General features: G+C 38.3%; 22 protein-coding genes, 1 pseudogene and 1 riboswitch. Of the genes and pseudogenes, 15 read left to right on the top strand and 8 right to left on the bottom strand.

Features of this window, described 5'->3' with window-relative positions; genetic code table 11:
- The first annotated feature begins 47 nt into the window (after positions 1-47).
- The 11 genes from A7A69_RS10355 (at position 48) to A7A69_RS10305 (ending at position 12,041) form a co-directional block, all read left to right on the top strand.
- Entirely contained in the window at positions 48-458 is a 411-nt protein-coding gene (locus A7A69_RS10355; RefSeq protein WP_152877418.1) for a YceB family lipoprotein, read from the top strand.
- Between the two features lie 58 nt (positions 459-516).
- On the top strand, positions 517-4,173 hold the full coding sequence (locus A7A69_RS10350; protein ID WP_152877416.1) for a transglycosylase SLT domain-containing protein: 3,657 nt from the start codon (positions 517-519) through the stop codon (positions 4,171-4,173).
- A gap of 34 nt (positions 4,174-4,207) precedes the next feature.
- Complete coding sequence (locus A7A69_RS10345) at positions 4,208-4,600, top strand: hypothetical protein (protein WP_152877415.1); 393 nt, start codon at positions 4,208-4,210, stop codon at positions 4,598-4,600.
- 57 nt (positions 4,601-4,657) lie between these two features.
- Positions 4,658-5,824 (top strand): hypothetical protein, encoded by a 1,167-nt coding sequence (locus tag A7A69_RS10340; RefSeq protein WP_152877413.1) that lies wholly within the window; start codon positions 4,658-4,660, stop codon positions 5,822-5,824.
- The gene (locus A7A69_RS10335; RefSeq protein WP_152877411.1) at positions 5,821-6,810 is read left to right on the top strand and encodes a phage BR0599 family protein; all 990 of its coding nucleotides are present in this window, start codon (positions 5,821-5,823) and stop codon (positions 6,808-6,810) included. The genes A7A69_RS10340 and A7A69_RS10335 overlap by 4 nt, the downstream gene beginning before the upstream one ends.
- 7 nt (positions 6,811-6,817) lie before the next feature.
- Positions 6,818-7,066, top strand: coding sequence for a hypothetical protein (locus A7A69_RS10330; RefSeq protein ID WP_152877409.1), 249 nt, complete (start codon positions 6,818-6,820; stop codon positions 7,064-7,066).
- Positions 7,067-7,077: 11 nt separating this feature from the next.
- Positions 7,078-7,275: a hypothetical protein gene (locus A7A69_RS10325; protein WP_241675245.1), complete on the top strand. Its 198-nt coding sequence runs from the start codon at positions 7,078-7,080 to the stop codon at positions 7,273-7,275.
- Entirely contained in the window at positions 7,241-10,780 is a 3,540-nt protein-coding gene (locus A7A69_RS10320) for a phage tail protein (RefSeq protein ID WP_152877405.1), read from the top strand. The genes A7A69_RS10325 and A7A69_RS10320 overlap by 35 nt, the downstream gene beginning before the upstream one ends.
- Before the next feature lie 61 nt (positions 10,781-10,841).
- Entirely contained in the window at positions 10,842-11,135 is a 294-nt protein-coding gene (locus A7A69_RS10315; protein ID WP_151788893.1) for a phage holin family protein, read from the top strand.
- Positions 11,122-11,562, top strand: a complete 441-nt coding sequence (locus A7A69_RS10310) for a lysozyme (RefSeq protein ID WP_125269716.1) — start codon at positions 11,122-11,124, stop codon at positions 11,560-11,562. Before A7A69_RS10315 ends, A7A69_RS10310 begins: the two co-directional genes overlap by 14 nt.
- Positions 11,559-12,041: a hypothetical protein gene (locus A7A69_RS10305; protein ID WP_152877403.1), complete on the top strand. Its 483-nt coding sequence runs from the start codon at positions 11,559-11,561 to the stop codon at positions 12,039-12,041. The genes A7A69_RS10310 and A7A69_RS10305 overlap by 4 nt, the downstream gene beginning before the upstream one ends.
- Before the next feature lie 82 nt (positions 12,042-12,123).
- On the opposite strand, the gene A7A69_RS10300 is transcribed toward A7A69_RS10305, so the two are convergent.
- Positions 12,124-13,341 carry a tyrosine-type recombinase/integrase gene (locus tag A7A69_RS10300; RefSeq protein WP_151788858.1) on the bottom strand — a complete coding sequence of 406 codons (1,218 nt, stop codon included), beginning with the start codon at positions 13,339-13,341 and terminating at the stop codon, positions 12,124-12,126.
- Positions 13,342-13,502: 161 nt separating this feature from the next.
- Here A7A69_RS10300 and A7A69_RS10295 point away from each other — a divergent pair.
- A pseudogene (locus A7A69_RS10295) lies at positions 13,503-13,739 on the top strand (DUF159 family protein); the annotation flags it as partial.
- On the opposite strand, the gene A7A69_RS10290 reads toward A7A69_RS10295, so the two are convergent.
- Positions 13,736-14,200, bottom strand: coding sequence for a MarR family winged helix-turn-helix transcriptional regulator (locus A7A69_RS10290; RefSeq protein WP_120368985.1), 465 nt, complete (start codon positions 14,198-14,200; stop codon positions 13,736-13,738). The pseudogene A7A69_RS10295 and the gene A7A69_RS10290 sit on opposite strands and share 4 nt — an antisense overlap.
- A 498-nt stretch (positions 14,201-14,698) precedes the next feature.
- Between A7A69_RS10290 and A7A69_RS10285 the strand changes: the two genes are divergently transcribed.
- Entirely contained in the window at positions 14,699-16,231 is a 1,533-nt protein-coding gene (locus tag A7A69_RS10285) for a TerC family protein (protein ID WP_152877401.1), read from the top strand.
- 126 nt (positions 16,232-16,357) lie between these two features.
- Positions 16,358-16,445: riboswitch (glycine riboswitch) on the top strand.
- A 145-nt stretch (positions 16,446-16,590) separates the two neighbouring features.
- On the top strand, positions 16,591-17,835 hold the full coding sequence (locus A7A69_RS10280) for a D-amino acid dehydrogenase (RefSeq protein WP_120368987.1): 1,245 nt from the start codon (positions 16,591-16,593) through the stop codon (positions 17,833-17,835).
- 53 nt (positions 17,836-17,888) lie between these two features.
- Here A7A69_RS10280 and A7A69_RS10275 read toward each other — a convergent pair whose 3' ends face one another.
- Positions 17,889-18,542: an A1S_1983 family putative colistin resistance protein gene (locus A7A69_RS10275; RefSeq protein WP_152877399.1), complete on the bottom strand. Its 654-nt coding sequence runs from the start codon at positions 18,540-18,542 to the stop codon at positions 17,889-17,891.
- A gap of 95 nt (positions 18,543-18,637) precedes the next feature.
- On the opposite strand from A7A69_RS10275, the gene ispF reads away from it, so the two are divergent.
- Positions 18,638-19,129 (top strand): 2-C-methyl-D-erythritol 2,4-cyclodiphosphate synthase, encoded by a 492-nt coding sequence (gene ispF, locus A7A69_RS10270; RefSeq protein WP_152877397.1) that lies wholly within the window; start codon positions 18,638-18,640, stop codon positions 19,127-19,129.
- Here the strand turns inward: ispF and A7A69_RS10265 are convergent.
- The 5 genes from A7A69_RS10265 to A7A69_RS10245 form a co-directional block, all read right to left on the bottom strand.
- Positions 19,117-19,641 (bottom strand): protein tyrosine phosphatase family protein, encoded by a 525-nt coding sequence (locus A7A69_RS10265; RefSeq protein ID WP_152877395.1) that lies wholly within the window; start codon positions 19,639-19,641, stop codon positions 19,117-19,119. The genes ispF and A7A69_RS10265 overlap by 13 nt on opposite strands.
- A gap of 218 nt (positions 19,642-19,859) precedes the next feature.
- A complete protein-coding gene (locus A7A69_RS10260; protein ID WP_152877393.1) occupies positions 19,860-20,951 on the bottom strand; it encodes a 3-deoxy-7-phosphoheptulonate synthase in 1,092 nt (363 codons plus the stop codon).
- A gap of 126 nt (positions 20,952-21,077) precedes the next feature.
- Positions 21,078-21,959: a sulfite exporter TauE/SafE family protein gene (locus tag A7A69_RS10255; RefSeq protein WP_152877391.1), complete on the bottom strand. Its 882-nt coding sequence runs from the start codon at positions 21,957-21,959 to the stop codon at positions 21,078-21,080.
- Between the two features lie 142 nt (positions 21,960-22,101).
- Positions 22,102-22,419: a DUF1634 domain-containing protein gene (locus A7A69_RS10250; RefSeq protein WP_152877389.1), complete on the bottom strand. Its 318-nt coding sequence runs from the start codon at positions 22,417-22,419 to the stop codon at positions 22,102-22,104.
- Positions 22,416-23,975, bottom strand: coding sequence for a PepSY-associated TM helix domain-containing protein (locus A7A69_RS10245; RefSeq protein ID WP_152877387.1), 1,560 nt, complete (start codon positions 23,973-23,975; stop codon positions 22,416-22,418). The genes A7A69_RS10250 and A7A69_RS10245 overlap by 4 nt, the downstream gene beginning before the upstream one ends.

The following is a 23,975-nucleotide window of genomic DNA, read 5'->3' as shown; positions in this document are numbered from 1 at the left end:
GAAACTTTTAAGCTAACCTCATTAAGTCTACTTAATGGGGTTTTGACGTGAAAAGAATAATTTTATCTGCTGTTTTAGTGTTGGGTTTGGTTGGTTGCAATAAGGAAACAGAGATCAGTAAAAATGAAAATAAGTCAAATTCTGAATTAAATAAATATGCTGAGCAACAAAGGCAAGAGGCTGCAAAACAAGTAACGATTAACCCAAAAAAAGATATTGTCGAAGTTGCAAGGTGTACAGCCGCATCAATGAGAATGGGGCAAGGAATAGGGATTTATAAAGTTTGGACTGAGGAGCTTAAATCTAGATATGGAAAAATTTACCCACAGAAAGGCGATGCTGAATTAGAGGCTTACACTGGAGAAAGAATTACTGACAAACTAGAAGATTTGAGAAACATGGGTCTTGATAGTACGCAGTCATTTTATGATTATTACAAAACCAACTGTTTAAATTAGTAATTTTATGTCAAAGCCCCGCTAGTCGGGGTTTTTTATTACCTAAAGGAAAGTAATTATGGCAACAGCATCATTAGGCCGCTTAACACTTGATCTTGTTGCTAGAACAGCAAGTTTCAGTGAGCCACTAAGCAAAGCAGAGCGTCAGGCTCGAAATTCTGGAAAAGGCATAGCCGAATCAATGGATGTTGCATCCATAGCGGTAAAGGGATTGAGCTACGCTGTTGGCGGTCTATCTGTTGCGGGAATGGTTGCTTTTAGTGAAAAGGTGATTAATGCGGGGAATGATATTCAAAGATTCTCCAAGCTTGCTAACGCATCTGTTAGTCAATTTCAGTATTACGCCAAGGGGGCTGAAACAGCAGGGATTTCGCTTGAATCCTTTGCAGACAAGATGAAAGATATGCAGGACAGAATTGGCGATTTCCAACAAACAGGTGGTGGGCCATTAGCCGACTTCTTCACCAACATTGCACCACGAATAGGTGTAACCATACAACAATTCCAAAAATTATCAGGGCCAGAGGCGCTACAGCTTTTCTATAATTCATTAGAAAAAGCAGGCGCATCAACTAATGACATGAAATTTTATATGGAACAGATTATTAGTGATTCTTCGCTACTGATTCCATTGTTAGAAAAGAATGGTCAGGGCTTTAAGTTCTGGGGTGATGCCGCGCAAAAAACGGGTGCAATCATGTCTGATGACATGGTTAAAAGCCTTGCTGAAGCAAAAGTTAATTTACAACTTTTAGATTTGCAGTGGCAGGGCTTGCAGGCGACATTAATTAACGATGCTATTCCGGTTATAGAGGCCATAGCTGAAAACTGGGATAAAGTTGAAGCGGGTGCTACTGCTTTAGCAACGGTGGTTGGTGTTCGTTTGGCTGCCGCATTCGGTATTGCGGGCGCTCAGGCTGCTGCAAGTCTTATTCAATATACTCGTTACCAAGTTGCTCTGGCACGAATGGCGGGAGAAACCATCACTCTAACTACAGTTACTCGCGGCTTAGGTGGGGCAATGGTTGGGTTGCTTGGTGGGCCATTAGGAATAATTGCATTAGGTGCTCAGGTTGCAATAGCGGGAGTAACTTACTATGCAATGACACGTAGATCTAATGAGGCAACGATAGCATTTGACGAACAGGGTGCATCTTTAGATAGTCTTATCGTAAAGTACAAAACTTTAAATACTTTGCAGAGAGATAATGAAACAAAAGCTTTGTCAGATCAATATGATGAACTTCGTACAAAATTCGTTACCGCATCATCAGACTTGTCGGCATTTATGGAAGCATTACCAATCTCGGATGAGAAAATAGCAACCTATACAAAATTAGCCAAAGAGTATCAGTCTGGAAAATTAACTAGCGATGCTTTTTATAAATCGGTTAAAGATGTAAATGGTTTAACAGACGAGCAATTGCAAAAAGTTCGTGAGTTACTCAAAGCATACGGAGAAAGCAAGACTAAATACGAACAAGTGAAGGTGGCTCAAGATGCTCTAAAAAAATCTGCTGATCAGGTAAATAAATCCCAAGATGAGCAAACTAAAGCTGTTAATAAATCCGCAGAAGCATGGGAGAAATTGACTCAGAAGCAGCGTGAGTATATTACACAGATCAAGCGCGATGTAATGCGAGACAACTACATCAAGACTTTGGTTGGTAAAGGTTTCTCAACAGATAAGGCTAACGCTTTTGCTGATGCCCAAGTAAACGCTAACGGGGAAAATGCATTTCAAACTGCTCTTCCAAAAGATGTGGTTGGTGCAACTCTTAAAGGCTTTAATCTCAAAAACTACAGCTTTAATAAATCAGAACTTGAAGCCATAGCCAAAGTTCAAGGGATAGCTAAAGCAAATAACTTTGCTCAAATTGAAGGCTTATATGGATTACCAGTTGGTACTTTGGCGGCTTTAGTTCTTCAGGAGTCAGGTGGAAATCCTAATGCTGTTAGCCCTACAGGTGCCAAAGGTTTATTTCAGACGACTGGCATTTATAGGAAGGGCAAAGACCTAAGCACTGTTGAGAAGCAAGCAGCGGCAGCAGCTAAATATATCGCAGATGGTTATAAGGAGTTTGGAAATTTTGCAGATGCCGTTACCACTTACAATTCTGGCGTTGCTGGTCTAAAGGATTATAAAAATGGAGGAAGATCACCGGATAAACGCAAAGAAATTGCTGGTTATGCTCCTGGCATTCAGCGCTGGCTTGCTGGTGTAAACGGGAAAACCACAGTTGATAATTCAATTCTCATGCCGACTCAAGCTGATATTCTGGCTCAACAAACTTTAGCAGCTCAAGCTCAGAAAGATTTGAGTGACAAACGCAAGGAGATTGATGCTCAGTACTATACTGAATCAGAAAAACTTGCTAAAGAACATCAAGATCGGATTGAGAAAATTACACAAGCCTACACTGGAACAAGTGAATTAAAATCACGATTGGCCCAAGAGACAGCTTTGTATAATGAACAAACAACTCAGCTAAAAGTTCAACGTGAAGAAAATTATGCAAATCTCACTGCATTTGAAACGGATCGGGTAAAGCAGCTTAAAGACTACTATGCACGTCAAATTGAACTGGCCAAAACCAGTACAAAAATTAACGAGCAGGAACGAGCCAAGGAAATATCTGGATTGCAGCGTAAACGCGATTTTGAAATTGCGGCTGTTCGGCGTGAACAGGATGAGCAAGTTCAATCTGCATTTGAGGCATATCTGAATGAAACTGAAATTGTAGTCAAACGATATCAAAGGGAACGTGAAGAAATTTTGGCAAATGGTGAGTTGCTTGATGAAAACCGCAAAAAGTTGCTTCAAGCCAAGGATATGGATATTTTCAAAACTATGAATCAAGCATCGGATAATGTGATGCAATTTGGACAGTACTCCGTTCAATCAATGCTTCAAAGAAATTATCCAAACGAATATGCTAAATGGAATTTGCAAAATCAATATTCAACTGATCTTGGTGGTCTTAATGATGCTTATAGCAATCAAGTTTCAAGTATAAATTTGATTGATGATGAGGATCAAAAAAACGCCCAATTGCTTGCAGCTCACGAGCAGTATCTTAAAGCCAAATCCGAATTAACTACAGACTACAATCAAAAGGAGATTGAGTTAAACACCCAACTTTACTCTAGCAATTTATCAGCTATGAGTTCTGTTTTTGGATCAATGGGGGATTTGATTAAAGGTTATGCAGGGGAAAGCTCAGATGCTTATATTGCAATGGTTGCAATTCAAAAAAGTGCAAATTTGGCAAGTGTGATTATGAATGGCTATACTGCAATTTCGGCAGCATGGGCTTCAGCACCATTCCCCTACAACCTACCCGCAGTAGGAATGGCTACAGCACAAACAGGTGTCCTACAAGCCGCCTTGCAGGCATTTACGCCTAGTATTACTGGCATGGCCCATAACGGTATAGACAATATTCCAAAAGAGGGAACATGGTTGTTAGATGGTGGTGAGCGTGTTCTAAACCCACAGCAAAACCAAGACTTGACGAGGTATTTGAATGAGAGGCAAAGTGCAAATGAGAAGTCCTCAAATCCTAGGGAATCAATTAGTCAGTTCACTATTAACAACTTCATTGACCCTAAGGAAATTCCACAAGCCATGGCAAATCCTTATGGAGCTAAGGTATTTATGAACTTTATCAAACTCCACAAATCTACAATTCGTGGTATGTTAGGTGTGCCTTAAATAGGGTACTTCTAATTGATAATAAAGGTAAAATATGAATGATTTAAGAAATACAGAAATACGACTTCTAGCACTTGTTGTAAAATCTGATCCTGAGCGTTTCCGTAATGGTGGTGATTCAATCACACTAGCATGCAATGGGGTTATTATTTCTGGTAGACCAGTGCCAAGAAGTGTTTTCTTGGAAGCTAAACAAAATGCAACCCTCAAAGCTTTTGAGGATTTAACATTACAATCATTAACCAAAGAAGAAATAGAGGAAGATGAAGAGCAAAGCAACTTAATTGAGAATATTCATAAACTGTATTTGACTGATGCTCAGTATTACATCGGAGATAAAGTTATCCCTTCACAAGCTGGAACATCGATTGTGGTTAACATTAATTCAATTGATGCATATAATTTTGGAAAACTCTCCTTGGGTTGATAAAACGTCAATTTCTTAACCGACCAACTATGGTCGGTTTTTTATTGTGAGCAATTTATGAAAATCACAACTCAAAATTTTGGTGATCTTATTTTGCTCACCAAGTGCGCTTTGCTGGAATCCACTGAAAAAATTGCTTTTCTTACAGATGTACATCAGTCGTATGATGGTTCGGGTGAAGAACGTATTCCGCTGCGAGATCATGCTCGACAAACTTTGAATTATTCATATGCTGCGGTCAAGTCCGAAATTGCAGGAATGTATAACGATATTTATGCGGGCATTCGTTCTGAATTTGCAATTCCGTATGTTATGGAACGTCATGCTATTCCAGATTTGATTGATACCGATTTTATTGAGTTTGATACTTCATCATTTCACGGGTATATGCCTGAGAAAAGTCTAGCATTAATAGAGTCTAAATCAGGTCAAACAGTTGTAGAAATTACGGAAATCGGGCGATATCAAGTAATTAATGATGAGCCAATTTATATAGATGGTTATCGCTTAGACAAAAAAGTCACAGCGACCAATGCAACAATTATTCCGATCCGCCGATGTATCATTGATGGTGATGCATCAAATCAGATTAATGCATTGATGTTTAAACCGAGTCTGGTTTTTCGTGTATTAGATAGCCCTGAATATGCACATTCGGATGATCCTGTGCAGTTTAATAATGAAGATGTGTATTTTCTGCCATTGCTGTTAAATGGCGACTTTATTGAAATCACGTTTAATCAACGTCAAAGCATTGTCGATGGTGACTTGGGTTTAATTGGCCAGTTTACTCCGTGGTTTAATCCTCAAACTATGAAAAACATGCGCCTTTACATTAAAGGTAAATCAGATTTTCATGAGTTTAAACGATGGCTGTATCGTCGATCTGGCCGTTTGAATGCATTTTGGATGCCAACCTATGAAAGAAATTTCAACTACATTTCAAAAGGCTCAACAGGCATAACGGTTAAAAATGACAACTATGTCGATGCCAGAAATCACATTGCAATCAAAAGCGGCGAGGTCTGGTCAGCTCATACTGTCACAGCTAAAACTTTGGCGGGTGAAAATGTATTTTTGACACTTTCACCATACCCGCCAGCGCAAGTCGACAAAGTTTGTTATCTGGGTTTATATCGTCTGAACGCGGACGAGATCCAGTTTAATTTTAAAGGAAAAATGATTGTAGAAGTTACGATGCCAATTCTGGAGCTATCCCCATGATTTTATTTAGATCAAAAAAGGATTTATTTCAGTTTAGCTTTGGCACAAAGACTTGGTATTTTACAAGCGCAGAAAAAGAAGTCATTCATGATGAAATCACGTATAAGCCCGTGAAAGGCTTGCAGCGCGGTGATATTGAAGATGCCGATATAGATAAATGTGAAACTGAAGTATCTATGTTTCAGTATCAGATTTTGAATGATGCGGGTGATGATTTTCAGCAGATTTATAACAACAAAATCTATTTAGAAACCGTTTATTTGACGATCTTAGAGTTGTATAAAGGTGAAACATTAGTCCTGTTTAAAGGCCGTGTGACACAACCCAAATATGATGAAGATGCCAACACATTAACACTTGTTTGCTCGACTGCCGAATCATTGCAGAACCGAAATATTTTAACGCGCAAGTTTCAAAAGCCTTGTGCAAACAAAATTTACGACATGTTTTGCAGCCTCGATTTTCAGAAATGGGCATCGTATGCAAAAGTCACTGCAATTTCTGGATTATCGGTTTCATTCAGTTTTGAACCGAATATCGTCACGACTGAAGAAACTGATGCAGATGGGAATCTAATAACCACAGTAGTGACTAATAATACTGGGTATGGCGAAATCATTGATAACGTGGTGTATATCAGTAAAAAAATCATCACTGAAATAACAGTTGTTGATCATGAAACTGAAGAAAGCACAACGACAACGGACGAAGAACTGCTTTGGACTATCGCGCAAAATAATATGTTCGCTCGTGGCTTATTGTTTAAAGATGGAATTTATACATTCATCACAGATAACAGTGCTACAAGCCAAGTCTGGCTGTATCGACCGCATATTGATCTAGCTGTCGATGATATGGTTTTGATTGCACCAGGTTGTGATCAATCACTTTCACTATGTCATTCTCGTTTCGAAAACAGTTTAAACCACCATGGTTTCCCAAACATTCCATCGACAAACCCCGTGAACGATACAATCATTAAGTGAGGTATTTATGGTTGCAATACCTGTCTGGCTCATCTATGCGACCATCGCTATAGCATTGGCTTCGGCGATTTATTCCGTTTATCAAATGCGCAAGATGCAAAAGAAAAATGGAGCTGCTGCATCGCAACTTGATGGCTCGCTTGCAGATGAAGGTCAATCATTTAGTGATATTGCGGGCAGTCCACATATGTATGTTAACTATGTTGATAAATTTGGTGAACGTGTTGAAGACATCAAAACCAAAGGTGGCAAGTGATGCGAATCTATATGTCAGATATACGAAAAGCCAATATGTGTGCTCGCGGATCGCGGGCATTTTTTTTGGCTCAAGGCTGGGATTGGCAGGATTTTCTTAAGAAGGGCATCGATCTTGAAATAGTTAAAGCATCAAACGATGCAATGGCACAACAAGTTGTAGAGGTATTTGAAAATGGGCGGAAGCAGCAAACAAACAACGGGTCATAAATATTTTGCAACTTTTGTGGGGATGTTGGGTAATTGCATTGAGGGTATTTGGGGGTGGAACTTTGATAATCGGGGTTGGATCAGACACCCAAAAGGCGAACTAATCAAAGCTGGAAAATTCAGAATTGATCGCGATCAAATGTATGGTGAAACTGAAGGCGGTATAGCTGGCTTTGTGGATATTAAGGATGGTAGTCCAGACCAATTGCAAAATGATGTATATGCTGCTCATCTAGAACAAAACGGAATGCCGCCAGTCGCCTACCGTTACTTATCATATCTTGTGTATGAAAATTTCTACTGGGGCAACAATCCCTTTATGAAAGAAATTCTAGTTTGGCCAAAACGCATACATAAAAAGTTTGACGGTAGCGGGCAATGGTATGATGAAAAAGCGGAGATTGGCCGGATTTATGGTGGTGGTGGCTCTGGGTATGAGTATAGAACTTTTCCCGTGTCTATGAGTGGTCAAGTGAGTTGGAACGATCCAAATGGGTCTCATGTTGCGCCGTGGAGTTCTGGTGAATTTCCATTTTTTGAAACGCAACAAAGTTACAACAATGGGGGTGGGAAAAATGGCCCACCACTTGATGTAGATCCTAGTTATAGCGCTGCACAGCCAGTTTTAAATGAGCATGGAATCGTTATCGATGGCGGTACTGTTGTTCCACCTTGCACTTGGGAGTCTTATCCGCCTGTGAGCGATGGTGGCTGGAATGGATCTATTGTGCGCAATTTTTCATTCGAAGGTTTTTTTGAGTGGAGAGCAAGTTACTTTGATTACAAAGCAGTTCTATCAATGAACAATGCATCAGTTTCTATTTATAAAAGAAATGAGTCTGGTGCATGGACAGGTGTGCATATTATTTCGGCGGACTGGGGGGGTGGGTTTGCTTACACTGAGGGGAAAATATTTCTAGGATCTGGATTTTATAAAATTATAGCAAGTATGGGAGAGCGTTATTTAAGTACAACCACACCTCGCCCTTTTGTGCATTTGCTTGTTAAATACAAGGCTACCGATGAATATGATTTACCCGCAGCAGATATTAATCCAATTCATAAAATAAGAGAAATCCTGACTGACTATACTGCACTAAATAAACCTGAGTCAGATATTGATGAAGATAATTTCAAGATTGCAGCAGACAGAATTTATGAAGAAGGATTGGGTATCTCATATGCTATTCAAGAAGCTAAGTGCATTGATGTATTAAATGATATTTGCTCGCATATTGAAGGCGCTGTTCGTATTAATCGTCAGACTGGAAAATATCAAGCCGTGCTATTTCGTGATGACTGGTTTGATCTAGAACAAGCTCAGAGCTTTGACGAAAAATCAATAAAGACATTTGAAGCTGAAATTACCAACGCAGATGGACCGGTCAATGTCTTAAATATTAACTATTATGATCGTGCGAATATTAAAAATTCGTCTTTTAATTTGGCAGATGTTGGGTCAATTCATACGATCGGTGGTGAAATATCTCAGACAGTTGATTTTCCTTATTTCATGAATCGTCGGAATGCTGAAATGGTTGCAAATTGGAAATTAAAGCAACTATCAACAGGAGCATGGAAAGGAACATTTACAACAGGAAAATATGAAGCGCGTAAAATCAATCGCTATGATGTGATTAAAATCTCATTTGCTAAGCGTGGCATTGTTGACCTGTTAGTACGCGTGATGAACATCAAACTTGGAAATGGGCGTGATAATACAGTCTCAATTGATTTTGTAGAAGTCGTTCCATATTCGGGTCAAAACTTCGCTTCAATTACTATAGATCCGCCTGTTGATAATGATTTATCACCACAGCCAACTGAGCCTACAATTTTTGAGATGCCGTATTATGAGGCAGTTCAGCAGTTTGGACAGTCACAAGTCGATCTTGAGCTAGCAAATAATCCAGAACTGGGTTATTTAACTACTGCTGCCCAAAAACCTCAAAACAATTCGCTAAATGCTCTACTTTATACAGATGGTGGAACTGGCGTTTATACCAATTTTGAGCGTGTATCTAGCTTAAATTATTGCCAAGAATTGATTTTGGATCAATCGATTGGCTATCTAGATACAACTTTTGCTGTAGACGATACTGACTACGTTAAACAGCGTAATGTGCCTAAATTTCAGAATACTGAATTTGATACAATCATACAGCTTAATAATGAATTGATGTCATTCGTGTCATATAACACTGAAACTAAAATCATTACTGTAAAGAGAGGTGTGCTTGATACAGTTCCTCAGAAACATACAGGCGGTAGATTGGTATTTTGGGGAGAATCACTTGCATATGATAAAACTCAATATGTAAGAGGGGAGAATTTGCAAGCTCAAGTCTTGACAACAACGCCCAGTGCTGTTCAATTGTTAGATATCCAAAATGTAATTGAACTTGAGATAGATGCACGTGCCATAAGACCTTATCCACCAGCTAACGTAAAAATCAACGGGCAATATTGGCCGGAGGATGAAATTAATACTGATTTAAACATCGAGTGGGTTGATCGAAACAGAATTCAACAAACTGGAGGAAGTTTATTAAGTTTTAATGATGGCGGAGTGGCAATTGAAAGTGGTGTCACATATAGAATCGATTTATATGATAGTGACACCAATGCACTGCTTGATAGTCAAGTTAATATTGTTAGTCCTGCAAGTGTACCCAAATCAAAAATGGCAATAAACAATCGAATTGAACTGTTTTCAGTTCGAGATGGATATGATTCTTATCAGGGATTCATATATAACTTTATTAAATCAGCAACAGAATTGTGGACACCAGATTATCTTGAAAAATTAATTTGGTTGGATGCAAACAATGAAACACCTGATTCGAATGGCAAGATATTCGCTGCTCACGACAAATCTGGAAATGGGTTTGATTTTCTTTCATCGGGTGGCATGTTGATACAAAATGATTCTCTTATATCATCAAATTACTTTATTTCGAACTCTGGTGGATTGGTTTCATCAGCATTAGCTGCTAGTAATTTTAATGGTAAGCGATTTGCATACATGTTTATGATAATCAATGAGAGCGAAAGTATTGAAGGTTATTTTTATAATATTGGGAGGAGACGTCTCGAATTTGGTTCTTACCGCTTATCTTTTCAAAGATATGTTGTTCAAACACACCAACAGGAATCAGATGGCTATTTGTCAGCATGGTCCCCAAAAGAACGCAAAATCAATGTTTGGAAAATGCTTTTAGTTCAAGTAGATTTGCAAACTGGAATCAAAATATTTATTGATGATAAGGTTGATACAAACTTTGAATCAACCTCCTCAAGAAGTAGATTTAGCGATAGCGATGGGTCTTCAATTATCTTTATGACTAACTCATCGAGTAGTGTTCGATGTGCAGCAATGCTGACTGGTAATTCAGACATCACTCTCGACCGTCCAAAATTGTTCGGGTGGGCAGCTCATAAGTATGGATTGACAGCTAATCTTCCTGAAGATCATCCTTACAAGAATCAACCACCATTGGTTTAATTGTTTTAAATCTCACAGCACCCTCGGGTGCTTTTTTATTGCCAAAATTAGGGGAAACAACATGCAAGAGCATGAAAAAGTAGCACTTCAATTGATTTTGATGGGAGTAGTCATTGCTATGGCAAAAGTATTAGCAAGCACCGAAAAATTAACATGGCGCATCATTTTGAGTCGGGCAATATTGAACGGTTTCACAACTTTAGGCGCAGGTGGTGTTTTGATTTGGATATCTGACTTAAACACGCTTGGCGTTTTGGGTTTGGGTGCATTTCTAGGCACACTCGGCAGTCAATTTGTAGAAGCTCAAGCTGAGAAATTTGTGAAAGACAAGGTGAAGTCGAATGAAGATCAGTAATAACGGTTTGAACTTAATTAAGCAATTTGAAGGCTTGAGATTGAATGCTTATGATGATGGTGTGGGTGTCTGGACCATTGGATACGGCACAATCAAATATCCAAATGGCGTTCGAGTTAAACGTGGTGACAAGATCACTCAGGCTCAAGCAGATCAGTACATTGCAAATGATGTGGCGACTTTTGAACGTGCTGTAAATATGCTTGTAAATGTTCCGCTTAATCAAAATCAGTTTGATGCGTTGGTGAGCTTTACGTACAACTTAGGCGCTACAAATCTCTCAGCATCAACTCTACTTAAAAAGCTCAACTCAAAAGACTACAAGGGTGCTGCTGCTGAATTTCCAAAATGGAACAAAGCGGGTGGAAAAGTCATGACAGGTCTTGTTCGTAGACGTAAGGCTGAAATGGAGTTATTCAACAAATGACTTATCTCTATTTAGCAGCAAAATTCTGGCGAGAATGCATCATTGTATTTCTCGCCTTTTTATTACTCATTTGCATGTTTGTTCAGAATCATCAAGCTGCTGAAATCAAAGATCAGAAGCGATTACACGCCAACTACATCACTCAGCAACAATTAGCAGCTGAAAAATCCAAAGTTCAAGCTGCTCAACAAGAAAAAGTTTGGGCAGAACAAATCACAAAAGCGGAGCAAAACTACAATGCCAAAATTAAACAAATTGAGTCTGATGCTAGCGATGCTCAGTCCAGTGCTAACAGCTTGTCAAAGCAACTCAGCATTGCAAAACAACGTCTGTCCGCAGCTTCCAAAGAAACCATCATTGAATACACAAATACCAGCAGTGACATACTCGAAAGTTGCATCACAGAATATCGAAATGTGGCACAAAAAGCTGATGAACACGCAGCTGATGCGGAAAGATTGAGCGAGGCGTGGCCATAACTATTTAAGTTGAGTTTATCAGAACTGATCAATATTTTTTCGTATCATGTACAGTTTTTTGGTTTTTGCATAATATGCTCCATTAATTTTTCCAACTATCAACCATATCAGCCCAGTCTTGCATCATTATCCGCCTATCATTTAACCATTTCGCATGATCATATGTGGCCTTTACTTTGTCACCTTTAACGTGTGCGAGCTGCAACTCAATCCAGTTTGAATTGTAGTTTGCTTCGTTTAAGTCTGTTGAGGCAGTAGCTCTAAAGTCATGCATAGTAATATGTGATAATCCCATATTTCTGAATGCTTGGTTCATTGTTCCTGCGCCAATCATTGTATTATTGTTGACGCCAGGGAAAATATACGGGCTTTCTGGATATGCAGCAAATTGTGCCTTTATGATTGTTAATACTTGATCCGAAAGTGGCACAATATGAATCCTGTTTTTCTTCATATTTCGCTTGCCTGCAAGAACTTCATTTTTTGATGCGATAGGGATAGTCCAAGTGCGCGCTTCGAAATCAATATACTCTTTAAGACCCCTGCGAACCTCAATAGTGCGTAACATAGTATAGATTAATGCCTTTAATGCATTTCTAGTGCTGATAGATCCAGAATAATTATCAATGCGCGACATTATTAGTTTTTTATCTTTAGAATTGATTGGTTGAGCATTTTCTACTTCTGGTTTATGAATATAGCCGCGTAACGCATAAGTGGGATCATTTGATAGCCGATCTGAAATAATTGCGTATTGCATGACTTCCGCTATGATTTGCCTTATTGCAATTGCCTTATTCTCACCAGTGCCTTTTCCAGTTTTTAATACGCGCTTAACAGCATTATCCATGATATTTTTTATATCTACCGATGTCACATCTTTAATCGGTTTATCACCTATCATCGGGAAGATATCAACTTCATATGCAAGATTTCGAACATAAAGCCAAGTTTTAGATTTAAAATTCTTTTTGTGTTCGCAAAATTCATAAGCAATTGCCCGGAAAGTTTCAGCTCGGGATTGTATAGCCTCCAATCTCTCATTTTTCAGGGAAGTTATTGGGTCAATATTTTTTGCAAGCTGCTCGCGATACTCAATAGTTTTTGTTCTAGCATACGAAAGACTTATTTCTGGATACTGACCGATCGTAAGCATTTGCGGTTTATTGAAAAAGCGATAGCGAAATCTCCAAAACTTCTTACCAGTGGGTCGAACCTCAATGCATAAACCAGAGTGATCAGCAACTCTGTATACTTTTTCCTTTGCTTTTAATTGCTTGATTTTTAAGTCGTTTAACATGATGTGAGTAACAACCATTTTGATTCATTAGGTTTTACTCACAATATTACTCACAAATAAAAGTAATGTCATGTCACGTTAAGTTATGTGTAGTAACGATGACATTTCAATAAAAACAGATAGATATAACTCAAAGAAATGTAAGGTGACGCTATGTAATTTCAATGTTTAATATGGACGCGATCGACCACTCAATGATGAAAGAGTTTCATGAGCCAGGAGATGTAAAACGATCAGTGATCGTGATCCCTCATGAACGTCTAAGAGAATGGCTCGAACTGAAAACACCAGACATACAAAGTTTTGTGGAGGGTTTTCCTGTAGATGAGTTTGAATGTGAACATGTGCCACGACAACTCACTCCGAAAATATCACCTCAGCTCAACTTTTTTGACTAATGAGACAGATTTTTATAGAGAATTTTTAAACTTTCAATCGTTTTTTCAAGTTGAAGAGGCGTTAAACCATCAAAAGATTGTTCTAACACAACGCTAGTAATATCATTAATCTTGAAAATCATTTCCTTACCTTTTTCTGTCAGTTCTACTCGAGTAATACGAGCATCTTCAGGGCATGAAAATGTATCAACCAGACCTTCATCCTTTAAGCGATAAACAATTTTGGTCGTCGTTGACATTTTAGAGATGATCATTTCGGACAGATCGGAAACACTCGCTTTGGGTTTTGAATTCAGCGCTAATAGAATACGGCGGCGAGAATTATCTAAACCATATTTTTTCAGGACGTTGTCAATGTTGAGGACATATCTCGAATGGACCTGTGAGACCCAATAATATGGAAATTCACTGAAGTCAAAAGATTCAGTATTCGGTAAAAATCTAGTGTATTTTTTGCTCATTTTTAAATTTCCAAGTGAGTTAATAAGTAATTATTGTTGCTATACGGTATTGTTCTAAAGTAGTTGTGTTAGCAGTTTAATCATAATATTTTGTGATCAAGTTTGCAATAAATTTTATATTTGTAAATTTATTTGCATTATGTTTTGAGCACTATTCACCCTTTACAATAAATTATAGTGGCGTTTATCTCTCTGTAAAGTAATAATATTTTGATAAAATTTATCAATTTCACCTTTTAATTTAATTATGTGCTGTATTTGGTTAAATTATTCGATAATTAACTAGATTTTCATTTTTTGTTTACATTTGTCTGCATAAAATTATTCAATGCTTAATAGAAGCTTAAAAAATTTTTAAAATATACAAAAAAACAATTACAAGCGGAAAAAGTTATGCATAATTAACTCATGTTCATTGAGAAGGTATCCCTAAATGGATCCATCGCCGCATAGGTTGTTTGTATTATTTTTTCCCCAAGAATTTAAGGTGATCTAAATATGGAATTTTTATTAGATCCTGGTATTTGGGTAGGGTTGCTAACCCTGATTGTATTAGAGATTGTTTTAGGAATTGACAATCTTGTCTTTATTGCCATTTTGGCAGATAAACTTCCTCCCGAACAACGCGATAAAGCACGTGTTATAGGCTTATCTCTTGCGTTGATTATGCGTTTAGCCCTTCTTTCGGTTATTTCGTGGCTAGTTACTCTGACGAAACCTTTGGTTGAAGTCGCAGGAATGACCTTCTCTGGGCGAGATTTAATTCTCTTATTTGGCGGTTTATTTTTGGTTTATAAAGCCGTAACCGAATTACATGAGAAAATGGAAGGGAAGCCTGAAATTAAAACTGCTTCTTCGGTCGCATATGCAAGTTTCTGGGCAGTTGTCGCACAAATTATTGTCCTAGATGCTGTATTTTCACTAGATTCAGTTATTACTGCTATTGGCATGGTAGACAATATCTATGTCATGATGACTGCTGTGACGATCGCAGTGATTGTGATGTTAATTGCATCAAAACCATTAACGGCGTTTGTGAATCGACATCCAACAGTTGTCATTTTATGTTTGAGCTTCTTGCTTTTAATTGGTGTCAGCTTGATCGCTGAGGGAATGGGTTTCCATATTCCAAAAGGTTATATCTACTCAGGTATTGGTGTTGCCATTCTGATCGAAGCTTTTAATCAATTTTCACAGCGTAATGTGGAAAAAAATCAGTCCAAGATTCCTTTACGGCACCGTACTGCAAACGCCATTTTTAAAATGATGGGTGAAAAAGACAGAATTGCGGCTGTAGATGAACATTCAGAATCTCAAGCACTTTTTGTGAATGACGAACGGTACATGATCGGCGGAGTACTTACTCTGGCTGAGCGTACGGTGGTATCCATTATGACACCGCGTTCGCAGATTTCGTGGGTCAATATTGATGATGATCCTGAACAAATTCGTCAGCAGATTTTGTCTGTACCACATAGTTTGTTTCCCGTGTGTCGGGGTAGTTTGGATAAAGTGATTACGGTTGCTCGTGCCAAAGACTTAATTGATGCACTTGATCATCCAGATCATGTCAAAGTGTTACTTAAACGCCAACGTCCGATCTTTATTTTTGAAAAGATGAAAGTGATTGATGCGATAAATACCTTACGTGCTTCTAAAGGCTCACTGGTGTTGGTCAGTGATGAGTTTGGTACAGTGCAAGGTCTTATTTCGCCATTGGATGTGTTTGAAGCAATTGCAGGTGAATTCCCTGATGCAGATGAACAACCAGAATTAGTGAAGATTGATGAGCGGACATGGCATGCAACGGGTCTTTTAGATTTGTATCAGCTTGAACTTGAACTGGGTATGATCGAACTTATGCCAGAAGATGGTGAATATATCAGCGTTTCGGGTTTAATCATGGATAAATCACATGCGCCGATCCAGATTGGTACCACGATTGATCATGAAGGCATTCGATTTGAAGTTCTGGAAATGGATGAGAATAGAATCAAAACAGTAAAAATTACATATCCAGTCGATGACTAATATCTTTTAAAGTTTTTGATTTTGAAAAACCTCACTTGTCTTGCATAAGTGAGGTTTTTTATTTTTTAGCTACAAAATAGAATTGGATTTTTAAAAATTGGCATGTACATTGCTTTTATAACAATATGAATTATTGCAGGAGAGATGTTCCTGTGAACACGCCGAAGGAGCAACGACCCCGGAAACTCTCAGGCAAAAGGACTGTAATAATCGACATCAATCTGGAGAGAAGTATCTAAAAAATACTCACCGAAGGGGATGGTTAAAATAATTAATAGGAATTATTGAAAACCGAAGCTCTCAGGTACATAGACAGATGGGGCATTTTTTGAGATGAGTTTCATTTCAAGGAGTTTTATATGTCTCATGTAATTGTAGTAGGTTCAGGCATTACTGGTGTAACTTCTGCTTATGAACTGGCTCTGTTGGGCTATGATGTCACCGTGATCGATCGGCATTTATTTCCTGCGATGGAAACTTCTTTTGCTAATGGTGGTCAATTATCAGCTTGTAATGCCGAAGTTTGGAATCAAAAATCTACCGTGCTGAAAGGCATGAAGTGGATGTCAAAAAAAGATGCACCATTATTGCTCAATCCTTCTTTCGATGTTCATAAATATAGCTGGTTATTTGAATTTTTAGCCAGTATCAAACATTATGAGACCAACACACTCGAAACCGTACGCTTAGCTTTGTTGGCACGAAAACGCTTATTTGAAATAGCAGAACAAGAACAGATTGATTTTAATTTGGAAAAGCGTGGAATTTTACATATCTACCATAGTGAGGCAGATTACAAGGTTGCCAAAAATGTCAACGATATGTTGTGTAAGGGAACATTGGCACGTCATGCGGTGAGTTCAGCAGAAATTAAGCAGATTGAACCAACGCTGTCAGGTGATTATTTTGGGGGCTACTATACGCCTGATGATGCCACGGGCGATATTCATAAATTTACGGTCGGTCTGGCTGAAAAAACCAAGAAATATGGAGTGAAATATCGGTTTGGGCTAGATGTACAGCAAGTGCAACTTTTGGATAATAAAGTAATCGTTTCATGCAAACCAAGTACAGAAAACATGCTTGAATCCAAAGAACAGCCCATTACCTTAGAGGCCGATGCGATCTTAATTTGTGGAGGCGTAGGCAGTTATCAACTGGCAGATATGCTAGGCGATCGTGTCAACGTTTATCCAGTAAAAGGCTATTCTATTACTGTTCATTTAAGAGATGAAAAAAGTATTCAAAATGCGCCGTGGGTCAGTTTACTAGATGAAAGTGCAAAAATCGTAACTTCAAGATTGGGTGAAGATCGTTTTCGTGTAGCTGGAACGGCTGAGTTTAATGGTTATAATCGTGATATTCGTGCAGATCGAATCGAACCCTTGATTAACTGGGTAAATGCGAACTTTGATATATCAACCGAACATGCGGTTCCGTGGGCAGGTTTACGTCCAATGATGCCAAATATGATGCCCGTGATTAAGCAGGGTAAGCATTCACGTGTCTTCTATAATACAGGACACGGACATTTGGGGTGGACACTTTCAGCAGCAACAGCGGCTATTATTAGTCAGGAAATAGCGATGAAATTATCTGCTTGATGAGATGGAAAAATATGGGTTAAAAGAGAATGAGGGAAATAAGCCCTCATTTTTTAATCATAAAGACGATAAATTCCACTAAACCGTTCACATCCTTTTTGTTCAGTTTTCACCACTAAAATACTTTTTTGAAAATTAAAGTTATATTTGCAATCATGTTCATTATCAAAGATTTGCTCTTTTTTGTCGGGCGCTGTATATGCTAAAAGTGGAACAGTCTGGCTGTCGTTGCGGTTGTTCGGATTTCGATAAGCAATGCCTTCAATCTTCACCTTGTCTTTGGTGAGTTGATGGACTTGCAAATGAATGGGCTGCTTTGCAATTTTGCCATGTTCAAATTTTAAAAAATGTTGGGTTAAACTTTGGTTTAATGAGGTATAAAAATTAAGATCATCTTCACGAAGTTCAAACTGCTGACTGATGCAGCTTTGGGCTTTACATTGCTGCAAACGATTAAGCCAGATCGAATGGGTATCATACAAAAGCTTAATCGGTGCATCTGAAATAAGATAGGCAACTAAGAATTTATTGTTTAATTCATGTCTAGCTTCCATAAAATTTTTGGAGCAGATTTTTTTGCTTGCAAAGGAAGCCCTATTTTTTGAACAGTCGAAGCTATCAGTTGCATAGGCTGAAGAAAAGCAAAAACTGATCGTGAGTGCACAAAATACGTTTTTTAAAGGAAATCTATCTGTACGAAACGTCATGATCGCTTATACTTCCACTTCATTGGCTAGACGTACTATAGCGAAACCAAAAGCCAGAATACAAGTTGTGTGATTTGTTTTATAAAGGAAAATAAATGATATTACCAATTCGCATCGGTCAGGGTATGGATGTTCATGCGTTTGAAGATGGAGATCATGTGACTTTAGCAGGCGTTAAAATTCCACATACACATGGTTTAAAGGCCCATTCTGATGGAGATGTCATATTACATGCCTTATCAGATGCATTATTGGGTGCTTTAGCGTTGGGTGATATTGGTCAACATTTTCCAGATACCGATCCAGAATTTAAAGGCGCAGATAGTCGAGTATTACTAAAGCATGTCTATCAGCTCATTTTGGATCGAGGTTATATTCTAAATAATGCAGATATTACAGTGGCTTGTGAACGCCCGAAGCTCGCAAGACATAATCTGGAAATGCGTCAGAGCATTGCAGATGTACTTGCTGTGGATATCACTCAGATTAGTATTAAGGCAACCACAACAGAAAAGTTAGGTTTTACAGGCCGTCAAGAGGGAATCCTCTCGACGGCAACTGTTTTAATTACCCATCAGGTAAATTGATTCGGATCAATTAACGATTGTTGCAAATCTTGTGTTGCCATACGACCTTGAAGTTGTAGGGCAACGCTATGCATTAACCCTGTCCATGTTTCATTGGGCTCCCAGATCTGGTGCAATAGTTCATGAGCAGATCCGATATCCACTCCCATGAAATATTGGCGATAAAGTGCCATTAAGCAACTTACACGATAGTTTTTTGCACAATGTACCCAGACAATCTCATTGGGAACCAAATGATCCACCAGATCCAGAACCAGTAAACACTGATCTGCCGCAGGCATTTCCCATGAAATAGGTAAATGGATATAGTTTAGTCCCAACTCAAGACAGATTCGATCTTCATGTTCAAGGTGTGGTGTTGCATCATTTAACGCGAGATTTATAACCGTACTACAACCATATTCTTTAATATGATGTAATTGATCTGCTGTTGGTTGTCCCGAACTGAGCAAATGCTCGTGTACAGGGGAAAAATTCAAGATTTGTGATAAGGATTGTTCTAAAGTGGTCATAAAAATACTGATATATCGTTAGAATATAATGAGGCTGATTCCCCCTAGTGTGAACAGGGTAAGCCAGTTGATCCATCTTAGCTTTAAATCCCTTATAAAATCTACTGGATTATGCGAAGAAAATGTGACTCAGTACTCTGATGAACTTAGCAAATATACCATAAAATAAAAAACCCTTAATAAATAAGGGTTTTTTATTGAATATACTCGATAGTGAATTAACGTTTGTCTAAAACGTCTTTTAACTTTTCATGCATCTCAAGCAGCACTTGTTCAGTTGTATCCCAGTCGATACAGCCATCGGTCACAGATTTACCATATTCAAGATCACATAGATTTTCTGGAATATCCTGACGACCACCTTTTAAATAGCTTTCTACCATCACACCAACAATCGACTTGTTGCCATCCGTAATTTGTTCAACGACATTGCGCAATACTAATGGTTGAAGGTAAGGATCTTTATTTGAGTTAGCATGACTGGCATCAATCATTATTTTATTGCTAACTTTGGCTTTGGCTAATGCCGTTTCTGCTTCTGCTACAGAACCAGCATCATAATTTGGTTTGCCATTACCGCCACGCAACACGACGTGCGCGTATGGGTTACCACTGGTACGAATGACAGAAACTTGACCATTTTCATTGAGACCAAGAAAGCTGTGACCATGCTTAACCGATTGCATTGCATTTGTCGCAACCGTTAAACCACCATCCGTACCATTTTTAAATCCAACAGGAGAGGATAGACCAGATGACATTTCACGATGCGTCTGGCTCTCTGTGGTACGTGCGCCAATCGCAGACCAAGAAATCAAATCCTGATAATATTGCGGTGAGTTTGGATCAAGTGCCTCTGTTGCACATGGCAAGCCTTTCTGATTTAACTCAAGTAATAACTCGCGACCAATGCGTAAACCCTTTTCTATATTGAATGAGTCATTCATATCTGGGTCATTAATTAGACCTTTCCAGCCTACAGTGGTACGTGGTTTTTCAAAATAAACACGCATCACAATGTATAGAGAATCTTTTACTTTTTCACTTAATACTTTTAAACGATCAGCATATTCATGTGCAGCTTTTGGGTCATGAATAGAACAAGGGCCAATCACAACAAAAACACGTTTGTCTGTACCATCAAGAATATTACGGATGGTTTCGCGCCCTTTAAGAACGGTTTGGTACGCATCTTCAGTCAAGGGTAATTCAGACTTTAATTCCGCTGGTGTCACAAGAGGATGGATGCTTTTAATATTAACGTCGTCGATATCTGGCTGAGAGACTGGATTAGACTGTAGAGTATTCATTGCTGTCACTGATTCGATCATTGCTTAGGGTTATCTGTTTAACGAATATACCATGAAATAACAGGTATCTGACTATATTTGCAACGGATTAATCATTTAAAAAAAACGATTAATCCGTTAGATAGCTTATTTTGTGATTGTTTTTTCAGCAGAAATAGGCTGAGTTACGGCAGGCTTCTCGACGGGTTTTGCTTTAACAGGATGAATAATAAAATTTACCCCAAGCGCAAATAGTGTAATCCCTAATACTTTACGAATGATTTTTTCTGGTAAGCGTGAGCTAATTAAAGTTCCGATTACAATTGCAGGGATTGAACCCACCAATAACCACATGAGTAAGTGGAAATCGACATTACCAGCACTCATATGGCTTAAACCAGCCACAAAAGTTAAAAGTACTGCATGCACGACATCTGAACCAATGATTCGAATCATGGGTAGATTTGGGAACATAATAATCAGCGCCATAATACCAAAAGCACCAGCACCGACCGATGATAGCGTGACAAAAACACCCAAAATGATGCCCATGATTACAATATAAACGCGTTTGGTTTCGGAAATATTGTCATGAGCGATTTGTTCAGGTCGTTCTTTTTTCTTACGCAAGCCCATAAAAAACTTTTCAATTGTGGCTCGAAAAATAATTGAAATACCTGTCAGGGTAAGCATAAAACCCAAAACCATGGTCAAAACCATTTTATAGTGAGATGACTGACTCAAATAATGTTCGAGTACCCATGCAGTTGCAAAAGAAGCGGGGATACTACCTATCGATAACCAGAGCACAATTGGCCAGACAATATTGAGTTTTTTTGCATGCACAAGAGAGCCGCAAAATTTGGAAATCGCGGCATAGAGTAAGTCTGTGCCAATCGCGATATGTGGTTCAATCCGAAATAAACTGATTAGAATAGGTGTCATTAATGAACCGCCACCAACACCCGTAATACCTACACAGAAACCAACCAATACGCCTGCTAATATAAACTCAAGAGGACCAAACATGAATAAATCAGCCAAATATAAAAAACCTGCATATCTTATGACTTTTTGAGATAAAGGATTGTGAATAATAATGCTTTGCTTATGCAAAAAAACGCTAAAGAGATCTCTAGCGTTATATGAATTATGTGAGATAAATTGAAAATTATATTTTTTGTGATCTAGGGCGTTTATTTTTTGTTTCGGCTTTAGGTTTTAAGTCATTGATATATAAAATAAGACCAAAAACAAAAGGGGTTGCAAACAACCACCAACTGACAAACCCGATTGAAGAGCCATAAGCTACAATAAAAAAACTTCCTGCGATCAAAAATAAAATGAATGCAACAATACGCATTACTTTTGCATGACGCACAAGAATTTGAAGTTTAGTTTTCTTCGTTTTTTCCAATTGCTTGCTGCTTAGCACATATAATATATACATTCCTATTACAATCAAAATGATGCCAAAAATAATACTCATGAGGCATTTACCTCTGTATTAGCAACGCGTAACTTTTTTTCAAGTTTTTCTCTTGATTTAGTCTGAATCGGATGAATATTCTTGAGAATAAAATAGCCAAGACCTGCAAATAAAATGAAGAAAATATCAACTCTAAAAAAGAGCCAGTAACTTCTAAAGTCTGAAATTAAATGATTTTGAGTTAAATAGACAACATTGAAGAAGGGTAGTGCAATTGCTACAAGCACAAATACACTGAGCTGCGAACGCCACAACCATTGTTTTTTAGTCAGTAAAGCCAGTATAAAGCTACTTAACCACACGGTGAAGAACGTATAAATTTCATAATTTGGCATGTCAGGTCTGAGTTCGACAAAACGATTACTGTACATATAAGCCAACATTGCGATGGGTAAACCCACAAAAGTCGCAACGTTCAAACGATCAACCAGATAATGTCCAAAATGAAAGGTATTGCTTTTATTTTGTATTTGACGTTTCAGACTCCACAATAAAAGACCCGATGCAATCATAAAACAGCCCAATACGCCAGAAAAAAAGAAAGCAAGACGTAAGATAGGCTGGGCAAATGTTGCCATATGTAGACCATAAACACCAAAACTCAATGCAGCAATAGCGCTGTCATTACGAGTTGCAGCAAGCTGCTTTCCTGTAGTGGCGTCAAAGGTAATCTGTGGTTTATTGCCTGTAATGGTATGATCTTCTGCTTGACTAATTGTGATTTGAGCGTGGTTGGTATTGGGTTTGTTGGCTGTAATTGATTCAATTTCCTTATTTCCCCATTGAGCCTGTGCTTTTGCCAATAAAACTTCAAGCGGTAAATTTTGCATATCTTTTACAGGCGTTTTGTCATCTATAACTTGGGTGCGGATTTCATTAAAAAACTGAAGGCGATCTTCTGGATAAAGTTTTTGAATACCCCATGGTAAATAAATGTAAAAGAAAATAGCCAGCCCTGTAAAAGTGATCATCAAGAAAAAGGGTAGAGCAATCACTGATGAAACATTATGAAAATCCAACCATGAACGTTGAGATTTGAAAGTGCGTAACGTAAAGAAATCTGTAATGATTTTTTTATGGGTAATAATCCCTGAAATTAGAGCAATAAACATAATGAATGCCGCTAAACAAACGATTACACGGCCAATCATGACGGGAAAACCAAAAAGTTGATAATGAAATGCATAAAAGAAATCACCGCCTTGCGTGGCGGAAAGATTTAATTCCTTACCTGTGTTAGCATCCAGCGTTTTACTTTCATACCCACCTTCGGCTTTTTGCCAGTAAATATTAGTCACAGGTGATTGCTTTGATGCAACACCGATATACCAAGTTTTTGCTCCAGTCGCATGTTCTTCTAAATATTGATAGGCTGTTTTAATTGCAGTTTCTTGATTTACATCGTATTGGGCGAGTTTAGGCTGCATCCATAAATTAACTTCATGTCGATAATAAGAAGCTGTACCCATAATGAAAATAGCAAATAGCAACCACCCTAACAGTAAACCTGTCCAAGAATGTAACCATGCCATCGACTGACGAATACTCTTATGCAT

This window comes from Acinetobacter guerrae, from assembly GCF_009372255.1.
GTDB lineage: Bacteria > Pseudomonadota > Gammaproteobacteria > Pseudomonadales > Moraxellaceae > Acinetobacter > Acinetobacter guerrae.
Note: the sequence above shows the minus strand (reverse complement) of the source record. Positions and strands in the feature narration are given on the sequence as shown.